The sequence below is a fragment of the Capnocytophaga haemolytica genome, assembly GCF_001553545.1.
Taxonomy (GTDB): domain Bacteria; phylum Bacteroidota; class Bacteroidia; order Flavobacteriales; family Flavobacteriaceae; genus Capnocytophaga; species Capnocytophaga haemolytica.
The window spans coordinates 1,856,905-1,874,751 of record NZ_CP014227.1; the positions used below are offsets into that span (position 1 = coordinate 1,856,905).

General features: G+C 44.2%; 15 protein-coding genes. 4 read left to right on the forward strand and 11 right to left on the reverse strand.

The features are described from left to right. Positions 1-76: 76 nt before the first annotated feature. Both AXF12_RS08390 and pdhA read right to left on the reverse strand, forming a co-directional pair. A complete protein-coding gene (locus tag AXF12_RS08390; RefSeq protein ID WP_066430199.1) occupies positions 77-1,699 on the reverse strand; it encodes a pyruvate dehydrogenase complex dihydrolipoamide acetyltransferase in 1,623 nt (540 codons plus the stop codon). A 114-nt stretch (positions 1,700-1,813) separates the two neighbouring features. Continuing rightward, the gene (gene pdhA, locus AXF12_RS08395; protein ID WP_066430201.1) at positions 1,814-2,812 is read right to left on the reverse strand and encodes a pyruvate dehydrogenase (acetyl-transferring) E1 component subunit alpha; all 999 of its coding nucleotides are present in this window, start codon (positions 2,810-2,812) and stop codon (positions 1,814-1,816) included. 904 nt (positions 2,813-3,716) lie between these two features. Here pdhA and recQ point away from each other — a divergent pair. Beyond that, positions 3,717-5,906 (forward strand): DNA helicase RecQ, encoded by a 2,190-nt coding sequence (recQ, locus tag AXF12_RS08400; protein ID WP_066430203.1) that lies wholly within the window; start codon positions 3,717-3,719, stop codon positions 5,904-5,906. A gap of 93 nt (positions 5,907-5,999) precedes the next feature. Here recQ and dnaA read toward each other — a convergent pair whose 3' ends face one another. After that, on the reverse strand, positions 6,000-7,418 hold the full coding sequence (gene dnaA / locus AXF12_RS08405; protein ID WP_066430205.1) for a chromosomal replication initiator protein DnaA: 1,419 nt from the start codon (positions 7,416-7,418) through the stop codon (positions 6,000-6,002). Between the two features lie 211 nt (positions 7,419-7,629). Here dnaA and AXF12_RS08410 point away from each other — a divergent pair, with 211 nt between their 5' ends. Further along, the gene (locus AXF12_RS08410; RefSeq protein WP_066430207.1) at positions 7,630-8,049 is read left to right on the forward strand and encodes an acyl-CoA thioesterase; all 420 of its coding nucleotides are present in this window, start codon (positions 7,630-7,632) and stop codon (positions 8,047-8,049) included. Here AXF12_RS08410 and AXF12_RS08415 read toward each other — a convergent pair. From AXF12_RS08415 to recO, 8 genes are all read right to left on the reverse strand, one after another. Further along, the gene (locus AXF12_RS08415) at positions 8,046-9,764 is read right to left on the reverse strand and encodes a hypothetical protein (RefSeq protein ID WP_143325059.1); all 1,719 of its coding nucleotides are present in this window, start codon (positions 9,762-9,764) and stop codon (positions 8,046-8,048) included. The genes AXF12_RS08410 and AXF12_RS08415 overlap by 4 nt on opposite strands. 13 nt (positions 9,765-9,777) lie before the next feature. Further along, complete coding sequence (locus AXF12_RS08420; protein WP_066430209.1) at positions 9,778-10,596, reverse strand: rhomboid family intramembrane serine protease; 819 nt, start codon at positions 10,594-10,596, stop codon at positions 9,778-9,780. Then, positions 10,593-11,726, reverse strand: coding sequence for a lipid-A-disaccharide synthase (gene lpxB / locus AXF12_RS08425; RefSeq protein ID WP_066430210.1), 1,134 nt, complete (start codon positions 11,724-11,726; stop codon positions 10,593-10,595). Before lpxB ends, AXF12_RS08420 begins: the two co-directional genes overlap by 4 nt. A gap of 4 nt (positions 11,727-11,730) precedes the next feature. Continuing rightward, positions 11,731-12,432: a peptidylprolyl isomerase gene (locus AXF12_RS08430; protein ID WP_066430212.1), complete on the reverse strand. Its 702-nt coding sequence runs from the start codon at positions 12,430-12,432 to the stop codon at positions 11,731-11,733. Between the two features lies 1 nt (position 12,433). Next, positions 12,434-13,201, reverse strand: a complete 768-nt coding sequence (locus AXF12_RS08435) for an alpha/beta fold hydrolase (RefSeq protein ID WP_066430214.1) — start codon at positions 13,199-13,201, stop codon at positions 12,434-12,436. Positions 13,202-13,330: 129 nt separating this feature from the next. Further along, positions 13,331-13,921: a 50S ribosomal protein L25/general stress protein Ctc gene (locus tag AXF12_RS08440; protein WP_066430217.1), complete on the reverse strand. Its 591-nt coding sequence runs from the start codon at positions 13,919-13,921 to the stop codon at positions 13,331-13,333. A gap of 24 nt (positions 13,922-13,945) precedes the next feature. Continuing rightward, on the reverse strand, positions 13,946-14,878 hold the full coding sequence (locus AXF12_RS08445; protein ID WP_095114470.1) for a ribose-phosphate pyrophosphokinase: 933 nt from the start codon (positions 14,876-14,878) through the stop codon (positions 13,946-13,948). A 181-nt stretch (positions 14,879-15,059) separates the two neighbouring features. Next, complete coding sequence (gene recO / locus AXF12_RS08450; RefSeq protein WP_066430221.1) at positions 15,060-15,776, reverse strand: DNA repair protein RecO; 717 nt, start codon at positions 15,774-15,776, stop codon at positions 15,060-15,062. A gap of 353 nt (positions 15,777-16,129) precedes the next feature. Here recO and rlmD point away from each other — a divergent pair, with 353 nt between their 5' ends. Together rlmD and AXF12_RS08460 are read left to right on the forward strand one after the other, a co-directional pair. Continuing rightward, positions 16,130-17,536, forward strand: a complete 1,407-nt coding sequence (gene rlmD, locus AXF12_RS08455) for a 23S rRNA (uracil(1939)-C(5))-methyltransferase RlmD (protein ID WP_066430223.1) — start codon at positions 16,130-16,132, stop codon at positions 17,534-17,536. A gap of 15 nt (positions 17,537-17,551) precedes the next feature. After that, positions 17,552-17,845: a hypothetical protein gene (locus AXF12_RS08460; RefSeq protein WP_066430225.1), complete on the forward strand. Its 294-nt coding sequence runs from the start codon at positions 17,552-17,554 to the stop codon at positions 17,843-17,845. Positions 17,846-17,847: the final 2 nt, after the last annotated feature.

Below are 17,847 nucleotides of genomic sequence, written 5' to 3' on the forward strand. Positions count from 1 at the left end.
TACAAATCGCACAAAAAAAGAGCTATCACATCACTGCGATAGCTCTTAAAAAATTATATAATTATGGAAACTAAACTTATGCAAGCATCGTTACAGGGTTCTCAATGTAAGTCTTCAATGTTTGAAGGAATTGAGCTCCTGTTGCTCCATCTACCGTGCGGTGGTCGCACGCGAGGGTTACAGTCATCACGTGACCTACTACTATCTGCCCGTTCTTCACTACGGGTTTTTCAACGATAGCCCCTACAGAGAGGATCGCTGAGTTAGGCTGATTGATGATAGAAGTAAATACATCTACGCCAAACATCCCTAAGTTAGACACAGTGAAAGTACTGCCCTCCATTTCAGCAGGTGTGAGCTTCTTGTTACGTGCCTTACCTGCGAGTTCCTTCACCGCTGCCCCAATCTGTGTGAGGGTCATATTATCAGTGAATTTCAGTACAGGCACTACCAAGCCGTCCTCAATAGCTACCGCTACCCCTATGCTGATGTGCTTGTTGTAAACGGTAGTATCGCCCTTCCAAGAAGTGTTCACCTGTGGGTGTTTGCGCAATGCCATTGCAGAGGCTTTCACCACCATATCGTTGAACGAAATCTTCGTATCAGGCAAGTTGTTGATCTGCGCACGCGAAGCCATAGCGTTCTCCATATCAATGTCGATAGCCAAGTAATAGTGCGGTGCAGTAAATTTCGATTCAGAAAGGCGCTTAGCAATAGTCTTACGCATCTGTGAGTTCTTCACCTCGTCAAACGATTCAGTGCCTACAGGTACGTAAGCAGGGATTGCAGGTGTAGATGCCGTAGCTGCTGAGGCTGCTGGCTGTGCCGATGGCGTAAAGCCTTCCACATCACGGCGTATGATACGCCCGTTTTCGCCTGTACCTTTCACCTCAGCGAGGTTGATACCCTTATCCTGAGCAATCTTCTTAGCCAATGGAGAAGCAAATACACGTCCATTGCTTTCAGCTACTGGCTGTGAACTTTGAGCTGCTGCTGGAGCCGAAGCCTGTGCAGGGGCTGCCGCTGCTGGTGTTGCTGGAGCCGCTGCCGCTGCGCCACCGCCTTGTACGGCTGCGAGTACGGCATTCACATCTGTGCCTGCAGGACCAATGATAGCCAAGAGTGAATCCACTGCTGCCGATTCGCCTTCTTTCAAGCCGATGTACAAGAGTGTACCTGAATAGAATGATTCAAACTCCATTGTAGCCTTATCGGTTTCGATTTCAGCCAAGATGTCGCCTTCTTTTACAGTGTCGCCTACCTTCTTCAGCCACGAAGCTACGGTACCTTCGGTCATTGTATCGCTCAGTCGAGGCATTGTTACGATCTCTACCCCTGCTGGCATAGCTGCTGCGCTTTGTGCTGCGGGAGCCGCTGGTGCAGGAGCTGCCTCTGCTGCAGGAGCAGGAGCCGCTGCGGGTGCTGCTGCACCTCCACTGATAAGTGCTGAGATGTCCTCGCCTTCCTTACCAATGATTGCTATCAAGGTATCTACCTTAGCAGGCTCACCTTCTGGCAAGCCGATGTATAGCAATGTTCCTGACTGGAACGATTCAAACTCCATCGTAGCCTTATCGGTTTCGATTTCAGCCAAAATGTCGCCTTCATTTACTTTATCTCCTACTTTTTTAAGCCACTTTGCCACAACACCCTCTTCCATAGTGTCGCTAAGGCGTGGCATAGTAATAATTTCTGCCATTTGCGTTATTATTATCTTTAATTAGTGTCCTTTATTTGATGTATAATTTATAATGCACAATGTATAATATACAATGAATGATTATCCATTATAAATTATCCATTATACATTAGTTTAGAGTCTACTTGGTAAGAATGGATAGTTAGGCTCAGCATATACAGTGTCGTACATCACGTGCGTTTCTGGATATGGTGATTCCTCAGCGAATTTCTCACATTCAGCTACCTTTTCTTTTACACGCTCGTCAATAGTCTCAATCTCATCATCGGTAGCGTATTTTTCTCTTTTGATTACGTCCAATACCAAGGTGATAGGGTCTTGCTTCTTATACTCTTCCACCTCTTCCTTAGTGCGGTAGTGTTGCGCGTCGGACATTGAGTGCCCACGATAGCGATACGTACGTACATCTAAGAGTGTAGGTCCTTCGCCTCGGCGTGCTCTCTCCACTGCCTCGAATACTGCCTCTGCTACTGTCACAGGGTTCATACCGTCCACAGGCTGGCAAGGCATTTCATAGCCCAAACCGAGCTTCCAAATATTAGCGTGGTTAGCCGTGCGTTCCACAGAAGTACCCATCGCATAGTGGTTGTTTTCCACGATGAAAACTACAGGTAACTTCCAGTTCATCGCCATATTGAGCGTTTCGTGGAAAGCTCCTTGGCGCACCGCACCATCGCCCATAAAGGTGAGGGTTACAGCTCCACGGTCGAAATACTTATCAGCAAAAGCAAGCCCAGCACCCAAGGCGATTTGCCCCCCTACAATGCCGTGCCCGCCGTAGAAGTTGTGTTCTTTAGAGAAGATGTGCATCGAGCCTCCTAAGCCGTGCGACGTACCTGTGCCTTTACCGTAAAGCTCTGCCATAATCCTGCGTGGATCAACACCTAAGCCTATCGGGTGTACGTGGCAACGGTAGGATGTGATCATCTTATCTTTTGTAGGGTCAATAGCGTGGAGGCAACCCGCCGCTACTGCTTCCTGACCGTTATAAAGGTGTAAAAAACCTCTTACTTTCTGCTGAATATAAACTGCTGCGAGCTTATCTTCAAACTTTCTCCAAAAAAGCATATCCTCATACCACTTGAGGTATACCGCTTTATCAATTTTCTTCATTTGTTCTTATTAATATATGTATAAGTCTGTTATTATTCCTTAAAGAATGGCAGTGGACTGAGGTGCTTTTTTTAAGGGCTCAATCCGCACTTGAAAAATATTTGCAAAGGTGCGAATTTTATATGAAACTACCAATAAAAAAGTATTATTTTTTTCTTATAAAATGTGAAATACAGCGCAACAAACTATAAATCAACTATATAAATAAGAGTATTTTTTTAGTACTTACTCAGTAAAAATACTCTTAAGAGGGGCAAACGCTCCTTTTGAGCTGCCTTTTTTAAGCAGAAAGTACCCTTGAGAAATCGAGTGACGGTCTCTCCTGAAAGCCTTTTATTACGCTTTATGGTATGAGTTTATAGCGCTATGAGCTCGTTTTGACTTCGGACTAAATCCGTTCTGAATCCGTTCTGAATCCGTTCTGAATCCGTTCTGAATCCGTTCTGAATCCGTTCTGAATCCGTTCTGAATCCGTTCTGAATCCGTTCTGAATCCGTTCTGAATCCGTTCTGAATCCGTTCTGAATCCGTTCTGAATCTGTTCTGAATCCGTTCTGAATCCGTTCTGACTTCGTGATGTGTTCGAGTGCTGTCCGAGATCCTTAGGTGCTGGGGCGGGATACTTCGGTTGTGGCTGTGGGCATTCGCGTCGGATATGCGAGATCGGTAGGGATTTTTTTCGTATAAATAAGGTGACCCCTCTTAAAATAATTGCTATTCAATTGGCTTTTTCTCTAAAAATAATTCAACACAAGAAGCTCATTTTCAGGTTATAACAAGAGAATCAAACTCATATAAGAAAGTTTTTTTCATAAAATTACTTGTATATTCAAAAATAGGTCGTATATTTGTATTTTAAATCAATAACAAACAAAACTCGATATAGCAATAGATTACTATTTGATATGGATATGATTAAGAATGATTTACAAGGTGCCTTGAAGCATTACTTTGGTTTTGAAGCATTTAAAGGGCATCAGGAGGAGATTATCAGGAGCGTTATCAATAAAGAGAATACGTTTGTGATTATGCCTACTGGTGGGGGTAAATCGCTTTGCTATCAGCTTCCTGCATTGGTGTCGGAAGGTACGGCGATTGTGATCTCGCCGCTGATTGCGCTGATGAAGAACCAAGTAGATGCGATGCGGGGCATTTCGTCTACCGATAGCATTGCGCACGTACTCAATTCGTCATTGACCAAGAATGAGATCCGCGAGGTGATGGATGACATCAGTGCGGGGCGTACGAAGCTGCTGTATGTGGCACCAGAGTCGCTCATCAAGGAGGAGTATGCAAACTTTCTTAAGACGGTTCACATCTCGTTTGTAGCGGTGGATGAGGCACACTGTATCTCGGAATGGGGGCACGACTTTCGTCCTGAGTACCGCAATATACGTTCTATCATTGAGCGCCTGGGGAATAATATTCCTATTGTAGCGCTAACGGCTACGGCTACGCCTAAGGTGCAGGAGGATATTTTGAAGAACTTGGGTATCTTGGATGCGAAGGTGTTCAAGTCGTCGTTCAACCGCCCTAATCTTTACTATGAGGTACGCCCTAAGACGAAGAGCATTGATGCGGACATCATTCGTTTCATTAAGACGAACCCTAAGAAGTCGGGCATAGTGTACTGCCTGAGCCGTAAGAAGGTGGAGGAGCTGACCCAGACGCTGCAAGTGAATGGGATTTCGGCAGTGCCTTACCACGCTGGGTTGGACGCTAAGACGCGTGCCAAACACCAGGATATGTTCCTAATGGAAGAGGTGGATGTGGTGGTTGCTACCATTGCTTTTGGTATGGGGATTGATAAGCCTGATGTGCGGTTTGTGATTCACTATGATATTCCAAAGAGTATTGAGAGTTATTATCAGGAAACGGGGCGCGCAGGACGCGATGGCGGCGAGGGGCATTGCATTGCGTTCTACTCATATAAGGATGTTGAGAAGCTCGAGAAGTTTATGATAGGGAAGCCTATTGCTGAGCAAGAGATTGGTCAGGCGTTGTTGCAGGACATCGTGGCGTATGCAGAGACGTCGAGCTCAAGACGTAAGTTTATCTTGCATTACTTCGGCGAGGAGTTCGACGAGGTAAATGGCGAAGGGGCTAATATGGACGACAATGTACGCTTCCCGAAAGAGAAGAAGGAGGCTAAGGAAGATGTAGTAAAGCTGCTAAATATAATATTAGCTACGAAGCAAAAGTTTAAGGCTAAGGAGATTGTCAATACGCTCATTGGTAAGGTAAGTGCCCTGATCAAAGCACATAAGATTGACGAACAGGAGTTCTTCGGTATTGGTAAAGAAAAGGATGACAATTATTGGATGGCACTGCTCAGGCAGGTGATGGTCAATGGGCTCATTCGCAAGGATATTGAGACCTACGGAGTGATGTTTATCACTGATAAAGGTAGGGCTTATTTGGAGACAGTACCTTCGTTTATGATGACCGAGGATCACAACTTTGACGAAGAGCCTGAGGACACAAATACTTCTTCGGGAGCCACTGCTGACTCTGTGCTCTTAGAGATGCTGAAAGACCTGCGCAAGAAGGTGGCTAAGCAGAAGGGCGTTCCTCCATTTGTGGTGTTACAGGATCCGTCGCTGGAAGATATGGCACTGAAATACCCTATCACAATTACCGAGCTTACCAATGTACACGGGGTTGGTGAAGGGAAAGCAAAGAAATATGGGGCTCCTTTTGTGGAGCTAATTGCGAAGTATGTTGAGGAGAATGATATTCTGCGTCCTGAGGACTTAATCGTGAAGTCCACAGGGTCTAACTCCTCGTTGAAGTTGTTTATCATTCAGAACATTGACCGCAAGTTGCCTCTGCCAGATATTGCTAAAGCAAAAGGTTTAGAGATGAGCGACTTCCTCAAAGAGATGGAACAGATAGTGTACAGTGGTACTAAACTTAATATTGACTATTGGGTGAATGAGATTCTTGATGAGGAACAGCAAGAGGAGCTACACGAGTACTTTATGGAAGCAGATACGGATAAGATATCAGTGGCTTCGAAGGAGTTTGCAGGTGATTACGAGGATGAAGAGCTACGCATCTACCGCATTAAGTTCATCAGTGAGGTGGCAAACTAAGGGCTTATTGTATTTATATATTAGGTCTAATAGAAGAGAGAGGATTGATAGATCAACTATCAATCCTCTCTTTTATTTTAATATGTTTTGTCTTTACTCAGTAAACTTAGTGTCTAATTCTACTACGTATCGCTTGAACATCTGGTCTGTCTCTACTAAGTTCTCCACCGTTTTGCAAGCGTGTAACACTGTTGCGTGATCGCGTTGCCCTATCTGTGAGCCAATAGTAGTAAGTGAGTTCTTGGTATACTTCTTAGCAAAGAACATTGCTAATTGCCGTGCTTGGACTACGTTACGTCTGCGTGTTTTTGACTGTAAGGATTGTATATCCAAATTGAAGTAGTCAGCGATAATCTGCTGAATATGGTCGATAGTAAGTTCGACACGGTGATTTTTAACCGACCTTTCAATAACACTTTGTGCCAACTCAATAGAATACTCTTTACGTTCAAAAGCAGCTTGTGCAATAAGCGAGTTGCTTACGCCTTCTAATTCACGAATATTAGTACGGACATTCTCGGCTAAGTAAGCGATAATTTCACCATCAATATCAGCACCATCAGTATAGAACTTATTCTTAAGTATCTGAAAGCGCATTTCATAGTTAGGAGCTTGTAACTCAGCTGATAGCCCCCACTTAAAGCGAGAGAGCAGGCGTTGCTCTATATCGAAGAGGTCTACGGGAGCTTTATCAGAAGTGAGTATTACTTGACGTCCATTTTGATGTAAGTGATTAAATATATGGAAGAAGGCATCTTGTGTCTTCACCTTCCCTGCTAAGAACTGTATATCATCCACTATCAGTACGTCAATCAGCTGATAAAAGTAAATAAAGTCATTCAATGCATTCTTATCTTTCCCTGTAGAGGCAGCAATAAACTGCTGTGTAAACTTCTCTGCAGAAACATAAAGTACTTTCTTCTTAGGATGCTTCTCCTTGATATCCACACCTATAGCATGTGCTAAGTGGGTTTTACCTAAACCTACTCCTCCAAATATAAACAAGGGATTAAAGGCTGTCTTTCCAGGTTTATTAGCAACTGACATTGCAGCCGAACGTGCTAAGCGATTTGCAGAGCCTTCAACAAAGTTATCAAAATTATAGTGTAAGTTTAGCTGTGGGTCAATAGTAATTTCACGGATCCCTGGTATTACAAAAGGATTTCTCAGTTCAGGGTTTTTACTTTCCGAGGTTATAGGTAGCGACTGTTTAGCCAGTTCTGGGCGATTCGTACTTGGCAATTGTTCTGGGCGAGCAGCAGGAGTATCAATAATATATACAAGTCGTGACCCCGTACCTAAAGTAAGGGTCATAGCAGATTTGAGAAGAGAAATATAATTCTCCTCTAACCATTCACAAAAAAACTTGCTAGGGACTTTAATTTTGAGTGTATTATTCTCTAACCCCATCGGTATAATGGGCGCAAACCACGTATTAAATGGCGCTTCATCGATGTTGTCGTGGATAAATTCCAGACACTTTGTCCATACTTTTTCAGCCGCTTCTTTCATAAATTAACTGCTTTTGTGATACTCGTTTTTGCTTAAAATTTTGACTATTAGACTTTTTATAGTAACTTTGCCCGCTCAAAACAGACTATTATTTCAGTCAGCAAAGTTGTGAATAAATTCTGGATAAAAAAAATTATTTAACACTTGTTTTTTTACTTTTTTTTACAGTACATTTTTTTAACAAGTTATTAAGACATTTATTATATTGTATATGAAAGAGTTATATTTTGACTACAAATTGCGTACACGTTATGCAGAAACTGACCAGATGGGGGTAGTATACTATGGTAATTATCCGCAATATCTCGAACTTGGGCGTGTAGAGTGGCTCCGCGATATTGGCTTTACTTATAAAGAAATGGAAGCCGAAGGGGTGATGATGCCCGTTGTCTCTCTACAAATTCACTACAAAAAACCAGCTCTTTACGATGAGGTTATCACCATACGTACAAAACTCAAATCCCTACCTACCACTAAAATAGAGTTCGACTACGAGATCCTCAACGCACAAGGTGAACTGATCTCCACTGCCAATACAGTGCTCGTATTTGTCGATGCTAAAACCTTCCGCCCTATCCGCTGCCCCGAGAAGGTCTTAAAGATGATTCAAGCGCGCATTGAAGAGAACTAAAAATAGTCTTCGCCCGTGCCTACATCTACCCAGCCTTTTTTACCATTACGCCACACGCGATAAAAGTGTGGTGTGACGCGTTTTACTTTGTCATAAGTAGCTGATTTTTGGTAAGGTGCTATGCCTATTTTACCCTCTTTTTCAAAGAAGAGTACCCCCTTTTCATAATAGAACTTATCCTGCTCAATAGGAAGCAGCTCTTTGAGATTTACACTAAGAGGGCGAAAGATCTCTTGCATTCTTTCTCTTCGGTCGTTCTTATCGCTGAGGGACAACGTATCGCGTATGCTTTCATTAGGGTCTCGAAACTCATAAAGTCCATAGCGATTGCCTTTCTGCGCTATGATATAACGCTGATTAAAAGAACTTTTATCATTTGAAAGCACATAGTCATTGCCGTCATAGTAATAGGTTTTTGTAGCTGTTTCTGCGAAAGTAAGTGCTACCTCCAAGGGGATATTAGCGAGTATAAAAGGTTTGAGGCCTTCCTCTTCTCTGTTATAGCCAAACTCACCCTCTCTAACTTCAAGATAGTGCTGCCCCTCTTTTACAGATAGCTCAAAGCTCGTGTAAGGCACCGTACCACACACTGAAAAACGTCTTGGTTTTACTTTCACACGCTTACCTCGATGATCGTAATAGCCAACCCCCTTTTCATTGAGCTCTTCTACCAAATCTGACCTACCTTTTTTATTGCCATAATGATAAAAATACGCTCCCCGAACCTTCCCTAATGGAACTCGCTTTAAGTACACATCATAAACATCTGCCGAACGCTTATGTTTCCCTATAGTATAGCCTCCGTAGTCAAACTCAGTCTCGTCGTTTAAAAGTGCTTCATAAGTATCCTGAAGTAGGTTCTCTCCTGATTTCCCTACAATACTGTACCGACCTTTTTCATCACAATAAAGTGTTTTAAACCCATTTAGGTCTACATCTAAATCATACATTGAAGAAGAAATACACCTCATCTTACTACTACCTTCACCTTCTATTATCGCTATATTACCTGAGCGATGAGGTAAAAATAGCCCACGAATCTTGTCATTTCGATCTATCATTGCATAAATCTCTTTGCCCTCATCCCAAGTAAGGAGTAAAACATTATAACTCTTGTCATTAGATTGCCATTGCCACCCCTCATCGTAAGAAGAATCAAATTCAAGCGTCTGATAGATGATGATTTGTTTATTTAAAAACCGAATCACGTACTTTATGATCTCCTCTGCATCTACGTCAATACCCAAGCGATTGAGCTGCCGCTTAGAATAACGCAAAATAGCAGGGTCGTCATAATCATCTTTAGTCCAAGAGGCAGTGAGTTTGAAACTCTTATCTATAAAATCCTCAATTGTAGTCTTTCTTAGATTGCTGGGGATAACCTTTAGCGGAAGTTCTTTGGATATCTCTTGCCAAGAGTAGAGTGTATCACTGAGTTCAGCACGTGGGATAAGTTTAGTATATTGATTGAAGTTAGCCTTCTCCTTAGAAATATTTTTATTGATAATGGAGTTCTTAATTGACAGCGTATCAAAAGAAAATATAAGCTCACGATAGGAATCGCCCACCTTCTTAAGAAAGGTAAAATTGCCCTCTTCATCGTAAGCGATAAGATCTACCTTTCCTCGTATATCAAATTTTAGTTGCGCTTTAATTTCTGATATACAAGATAAAAAAATAAGCAATAATATATGGAATTGTGTTTGTTTTAGCATATCTGTATAGTTTTTAAATATCACCCTCTCCCCTACTCGCCTCAAAGAGAAACTTCTTTTCCTTGTCCGTAAGCGACATATACCCGCTGGCTGCCACTTTCTCCAATAACCGCTCATATAAGAGCTTTGAGCTTTGGACTTTGAGCTTTGAGGTATCAGACTGCTCACTGCTCACCTCTCGCTTCTGACTTCTCGCTTCTGACTTCTCACTTCTCACTTCTTGCTTCTGACTGCTAACCACTAACCACTGACCGCTAATCACTGAAATTGCTCCCCCAAATATTCCCCCAAAGTGTGCTATCTTACCACCAACATCGGCTTTGAGGGTAAATATATCGTAAAGCACAATTGCCAGCACTAAGTACACCACCCGCAACCTAAATCGCAACAGATACACCTGGTAAGTAGGCTTGCACAGGGCGATATACACGAGCAAACTCATCACCGCTGCAGAGGCCCCCAAGAGAATACTCCCTCCTGTAAAGGCTGGCGCGTAGTTGCTCACTATGAGGAATGCTGCCCCCCCAAAGAGAAGTCCGCAGAGGTAAGTACGCAGTAGCTCTCGCACTGAAAACAATTGTGTAAATGCCTGCCCTACCAAGCAGAGCAGCAACATATTGCCCAAGAGGTGCTCCCATTTCAGGTGGTAGAAGCCATAGCTTACGAGCGTCCACCAACGCTCGGCAAAAGCCTCAAAAGTCGGAGGTACACAAAGCCAATCATTGAGCTGATACTCACTCACAACGCCCGTATAGATAGCTACCTTTGCCCCTATAAATAGCAGCACACACAGCCCCACCAACAGCCCTATAATTGCAGCCTCTTTTCTCACGGTTCACTATTCACTGTACACTGTTCACTATTCACTACTAACTGGGCTACTTTATCACTTGCTCCCTCACCACCTAACTTTTCTCGTAGCTTTACATAGTCTTTAAACACATCATAGCGGTAGCGCAAGCTCAGTAACTTGTTCAGCTCCACCTCCAAATTGCGCTTACTGAGTGCCCCCTGAATGAGTTCCGTAACCACAGGCTTATCCATAATGAGGTTCACTAATGAGATATACTTGAGCTTAATCACCCGCTTAGCAATCTGATACGAGAACCAATTACCTTTGTAGCACACCACTTCGGGCACGTTGAGCAGTGCCGTCTCAAGCGTAGCCGTACCGCTGGTTACCAAGGCTGCAAACGACACAGAGAGCAAGTCGTAGGTCTTGCCGCTGACAAAGTGCACATTCTCCTCGCGGATAAACTGCTCATAAAAACTGTACTCCTGCGAAGGAGCCCCCGCAATGACGAATTGGTACTGGTGATAATCATCGACCACAGAGAGCATTATCCGTAGCATCTTGGCGATCTCCTGCTTGCGACTGCCAGGCAACAACGCAATAATAGGACGCTCATCTAAGCCATTTTCAGCCTTGAAAGTTGCCTCATCTACCTCCTTGCGCTGGGCGATAGCGTCTAAGAGCGGATGCCCCACAAAGTGCACAGGATAGCCGTGCTTCTGCTCATAAAAATCCTTTTCAAAAGGCAGAATCACGTACATCGCATCTACATCGTGCTTGATCGCCTTAATGCGCCCCTCCTTCCACGCCCAAATCTGAGGCGAAATGTAGTAATGCGTAGGGATCCCCTGTTGCTTAGCCCAAGCGGCGATGCGCATATTAAAGCCTGGGTAGTCGATAAATAGCAATCGGTCGGGGGCAAAAGCCGCAATATCGCGCTTGCAGAGGGCAATATTCTTAAAGATAGTGCGCAAGTTGGTCAGCACCTCCCAAAAGCCCATAAAGGCGAGGTCGCGGTAATGCTTTACCAACACACCCCCAGCAGCCTGCATCTGGTCGCCCCCCCACACGCGAAACTCCGCCTGCGGGTCTATCTTAGTGATTGATTTCATCAAGTTCGCCCCGTGCAAATCCCCCGAAGCCTCCCCTGCTATGATATAGTATTTCATATCGCTACTGTTTATTAAGTATGATAACTTTCATTTTAATATCTTTCTTAGGCCAGTTATCCGTACCTTCTGTTTCAACGCTATTGATCTTATCAACCACATCCATCCCTGCGATTACTTTGCCAAAAGCCGTATAATTACCATCTAAGTGATAAGCCCCTGGCTTTTGCACTACGATAAAAAACTCATAAGGCGAAGCGTATTTATGAGGATTATCTATATCACTACTCGGCATTGACACGATTCCTCGATGGTGCTTAAACCCTTTCTTGGTATCAGGAGGTAATAAATAAGCGCCTATCTTACCTCTCTTCCTACTGATCTCCCAACTCTCTGAGTTACCTCCTTGAATCACAAAATCCTTCACCACTCTGTGGAATACACTTCCATCAAAATAATGCTGCTTCGTCAAGAATATAAAGTTCGCCCGATGGTAAGGCGTTTCCTTAAAAAGCTCAATATCAATATTCCCATAATCAGTAATGATACGAACAAAGCGCTCTTTGTTTTTCTTCTCATATTCATACAGAAAAGGAATAGCCGTCTCTGTGGTAAGGGTCTCTACCACAGTATCCTTCGCTTCCTCTTTTACACTTTCTGTCTCTTGCTTTTCTGTCTTTACTACAGTATTGCTCTTCTGCTTTTTAGGGCTATCGGTGCAGCTTATTAGTAGCAACAACAGTCCCCAACATATATATTGTTTCATATCACGATAAAAACTTTTTTAAGGCTTCGGCACACTCCGCCTCATTCTCTATATAGGTAAGATGTCCCCCCGAGAGCAATGAATAGCTCGCTCCTGCGCTATCTGCCAATGCTATCAAATCAGTATAAGGCATCAAGCCGTCGCGCTGCCCAATAATAAGGTGCTTTTTCACCGTTAAGTTCACAAACAACTCCGTACGGTCAGGACGCTCTTTCATACCCATAGCCGCTGCTTTGATACCCTCATTAGGAGTAGCAATCCCAATAGAAACCAAGCGTTCCAAAGCATCCTTCATCCGCACTCTATTCTCTTCACTAAAAAGCCCCGTAACCACCGTGCGCACAAAGAGTTCCTTCTCCTTGTCGATCACCTTCAGCACACGGTCGCGATTGGCTTTCTTCTCCTGGCTATCTGCACCTGTATTCGAGTTAAGCAGCACTACTCCTTCTACCCTCTCAGGGTATAATTCTGCCAGTGCCAAGGTTACATAGCCTCCCATCGAGTGCCCTACAAAAGTCGCCTTATCAATCCCCTCCTTATTTAGCACCTCCACTACAGCTTCCGCCATTAGCTCCATAGGGTGCACTTCTGCCACTGTGGGGGTTCGCCCGTGCCCCAATAAGTCAATAGCAAGTGTGTAGTAGTCAGCCGAAAGGGCGTGCATCAGCGGGTGCCATATTGTTTCATTCTCTAAGAAACCGTGCAAGAACACCACTGCCTTATGTATCTTACTGCCCTGTGCAGTATAATAACTATTTACCTTGATCATTGTATCTACTCTATTTTGGCGCGAAGATAGTCATTATTATTGAGAGCACCAAATTTCTGCCAAAAATAAATAAGAAAAGCTACCCCTATTGAGATAGCCTTTCCTTTTTATTAACTTATGCCTAAAGCCTTATTTTTTCTTCTCAGCCTTAGCAGCCTCTTGAGCAGCTTTCATCGCAGCACGCGAAACTCTCACTTGGCAAACAACCGTATTATCAGGGTGCATAATCTTATAGTTACTTTGGTCTAACTTGGTAACGTACAACCTATTCCCCATCTCTAATTCCGAAATATTTACAGGAATAAAATCAGGTAACTTATCAGGTAATGCCTTGATTTTTAGTTTGCGGTTCACAATGCGCAACACCCCACCAGCAATCACCCCTGGAGATGTACCCTCAATTTGAATAGGCACCTCAATAGTGATTTCCTTGTCTTTCTTCAACTCATAAAAATCAATGTGGATGATCTTATCAGTTACAGGGTCAAACTGTATGTCCTGTAAGATGGCTGTGTACTTCTTGCCTCCTAATTCAATCGTAGCTGTATACACATTAGGGGTGTACACAAGCCCTTTGAAGGCCATTTCAGGTGCTGAAAAGTGCAGTGCGCTATCCCCTCCGTATAATACGCAAGGTACCTGTCCAGCATTACGTAAGGCTTTGCTCGCCGCTTTGCCCACGCTTTCTCTTTGAGATCCTTTGATTGTAATTGACTTCATTTAAAAATATAATTAATTATTTGTTTACATTATAAACTTCGAGCTGATAGGCTCGTTTTCATTCACGCGATGCATCACATCTGCAAACAGATCCGCACACGTAAGCACCCTAATCTTTGTCGAAGGCTGGCGCAACGGAATAGAGTCCGTAACGATAAGCTCTTCAAGCTCTGAACCTTCAATGCGCTCATAAGCATTGCCACTGAGGATAGCGTGTGTAGCCACAGCCCTTACACTCTTAGCCCCTCGTTCCTTCATTATCTGAGCCGCCTTCACCAGTGTGCCTGCGGTATCCACCATATCGTCTACCAATATCACATTCTTGTCCTTCACCTCACCGATGAGCTCCATTGTCTCAATCACATTGGCTACCTTGCGCTGCTTATAGCAAACCACCACATCACTTTTCAGATATTTAGAGTAAGCATAAGCCCGCTTTGAGCCCCCCATATCAGGCGAAGCAATACAGAGATTCTCCAACTGCAAACTCTGGATATAAGGCAAAAATATCGACGAGGCAAACAAGTGATCCACAGGGCGTTCAAAAAAGCCTTGTATCTGATCTGCGTGCAAGTCCATCGTCATTATACGCGTTGCCCCTGCCGCCTGCAACAAGTTGGCTACCAGCTTGGCTCCTATCGGCACCCTTGGCTTATCTTTACGGTCTTGTCGCGCCCAACCGAAGTAAGGAATCACCGCCGTAATATGCCGCGCCGATGCCCTTTTAGCAGCATCAAGCATCAACAGTAGCTCCATCAAGTTATCAGAACTCGGAAAGGTCGAGCACACTAAGAATACGCGTATCCCACGTATCGACTCCTCAAATGAAGGCTGAAACTCACCATCACTGTAATACGACAACTTCACTTCACCGAGCTTCGTGCCGTATTTCTCAGCGATCTTCTCAGCAAGTTCAAGACTCTTTGAGCAAGCAAATATCTTTGATTTAGAGGTCATTATATCAGACATTTCTCTACAAATGGTATATGGTTATGGACTTATTAGTTCTTTTCAGGGCGCAAAGGTACAAAAAAATATAATACCAAATACTATTTGCGCAACTTTTTTTATTTAAAAGCCCAATAAAGTGCCTTTATACCCGCTAAATACTCACTTCCTAAGAGGTGAAGAGCCCTCACTAAAACAACATCTGCAACACCTCTAAGGATTTAATCGGCTTAAAGGCAGGAAAATGCCACTGATAGTATTTCAGAAGAAGCTCCAAAAGCCTATTGCGTAGCACTTTGGTAGCTTTAATCGCTGGTAAATCACGGTCATCAGCAGCCAATAGAGAGGTAAAGAGCACAAGCACATCACCACTGATAGTATATTTACGGTCGTCAATACTGTCGAAATGCCCCTCCTCTAAGTTGAAATAAGGCAAGTCAGCCTCAGTAGTATCGGGGTAAAAACCGAGATAGCGCGTCATTTCCAGCAGAAATTTAAGGTGAAAATTAGCTGAAAAAGGCATCCTATCAAAGTACAAAAGCCTTTCCTTGATAAAGCTAAACAACTCAATATCACGGTGATCCGACACACATACACCACTGATAACCTCAGCGAGAAAGAGTGTGACAGCACTCTTGTAAATATCGGTGTGCAGCGATTGATATACGGTAAGCAACCGTGCCTCCTTGATATATTCAAGTCCCTCGTGATGCTTATGGGTTGCCACAACTTCCAAAAGCGTCAGCGGCTGGAACAACGCAGGACGCAACTTGCCCTTACCACTACTAAGCACCCCTTTGAGCAGGTAACTCTGCGCGGCAAACTCCTCAGTAAAGCACCTCACTATAAGGCTGTTATCCTTATATTTAAAAGCCGAGAGAACAATCGCTTGAGTCTTTTCGTACATTGATACTAAATTAGCAAGGCTGCAAAAGTACACATTTCTACCGAATAAGCAATACCACAATCGAACACCCAACGGACACCAAACGGAGAGATAACGAAGGATCGGTACAGGAACAGTATAGGAAGCGTACAGGAACGCCGAAGGAATGTATTACCATAGTATTAGGTTAGTATTAGGTTTAGCAAAAAACTATCGAACAATGAGCGAATTACAAGAGAGCAGAAAACAGAGGTCAGAGGTCAGAGAACAGAACCATCTACTAACCACTAAACCCTGACCTCTGACTCCTGACCCCTTAAAATTATCCACTATTCATTGTACATTGTGAATTATTAACTAATTTTGCCCCCGCAATGAAGAAACAGAAACATATATTGATAGAGCACGTAGCAGTAATTGACGCGGGTGCCAAGGGCAAGGCTGTTGCCAAAGCCCCTGATGGACGGGTGATTTTCCTTGACCGTGCGGTGCCTGGCGATGTGGTGGACGTGCAGACTACCAAGAAGAAATCGGCTTACTATGAAGGTTTTGTAACGAAGTATCACACCTTGTCGGATAAGCGTGTGCAGCCTGTATGCAGCCATTTTGGGTATTGTGGGGGCTGTAAGTGGCAGGATATGGGCTACGAGTATCAGCTCTACTACAAGCAAAAAGAAGTGGAGAACAACCTGCGCCGCTTAGGGGGGATTGCCCTACCTGAGATTTCGCCTATTATTGGGGTGGAGAATCCCTATTTTTACCGCAATAAGATGGAGTTCTCCTTCTCGGATACGCGGTGGCTCACCCCTGAAGAGGTGAAGAGTGGCGCGCAGGTAGACAATCGCAATGGACTGGGCTTCCACATCGCGGGGGCGTGGGACAAGATATTAGACCTTGAGAAGTGCTACTTGCAGGAAGACCCCTCCAATGCTATTCGTGATGCGGTGAAGGCTTTTGCGATAGAGAATGCGATGCCTTTCTACAATCCTCGGGAGCAAAAGGGCTTATTGCGCTCTATGATGCTGCGTATCAGCTCCACAGGCGAGATAATGCTGGTGGTGCAGTTTTTTAGAGAGGACGAGAAGATACGGCTGCTATTGGATTACATTGCTGAAAAGTTCCCACAGATTACTTCCTTGCAGTATATCGTTAATGGCAAGGCAAACGACAGTATTTACGATCAGGAGATTATCTGCTACAGGGGTGCCGACCATATTTTTGAGGAGATGGAGGGGCTGCGGTTTAAGATTAACGCGAAGTCGTTCTACCAGACTAACTCGGCGCAGGCGTATAGGCTCTATACTGTAGTGCGCGACTTTGCCGATTTGAGTGGCAACGAGTTGGTGTACGACCTTTATACGGGTACGGGTACTATCGCGCAGTTCGTTGCGCGCCGTGCTAAGAAGGTAGTAGGCGTAGAGGCTGTCCCCGAGGCGATTGAAGATGCCAAAGCCAATGCGCGGTATAATGGTATTGAGAATGCGGTGTTCTACGTGGGGGATATGAAGACGGTGTTCAATGAGGAGTTTATCGCTGCCAATGGGGTGCCTGATGTGGTGATTACGGATCCGCCTCGTGATGGTATGCACAAGGATGTGGTGGCGCAGCTGCTGCGTATTGCCCCCAAGCGGATTGTCTATGTGAGTTGCAACAGTGCCACTCAAGCGCGAGACCTCGCCCTAATGGACGCCGCTTATAAGGTAACACGCGTGCAACCTGTGGATATGTTTCCACAAACCTACCACGTGGAGAATGTGGTGTTGTTAGAGATTAGGGAGTAGGGAATAGGGAATAGTATGAAAGGGTTCTTTGTACTGCTATTTGCAACGGTATTGCTACACGCTTTGTGCTATGGCGCAGTGTGGCTATCAGTGCGCAGGAGGGTGTTTTGGCACTTCTGCTGGGTTGATTGGGTGGTGTTTATGCTGGTGAGCTTTATAGGGGTACGGTATATCTTCCCTGAACCCACAGGTGAATGCTGCCTCGATGAAAGGAATCTTTATTTTATGGATTTAGCTCTTGAGCCCACCCACCATATCTTTGGGGCAACGGCATTGGTATGGGGTATTATTAAAGGAATAAAAAGGTGAGT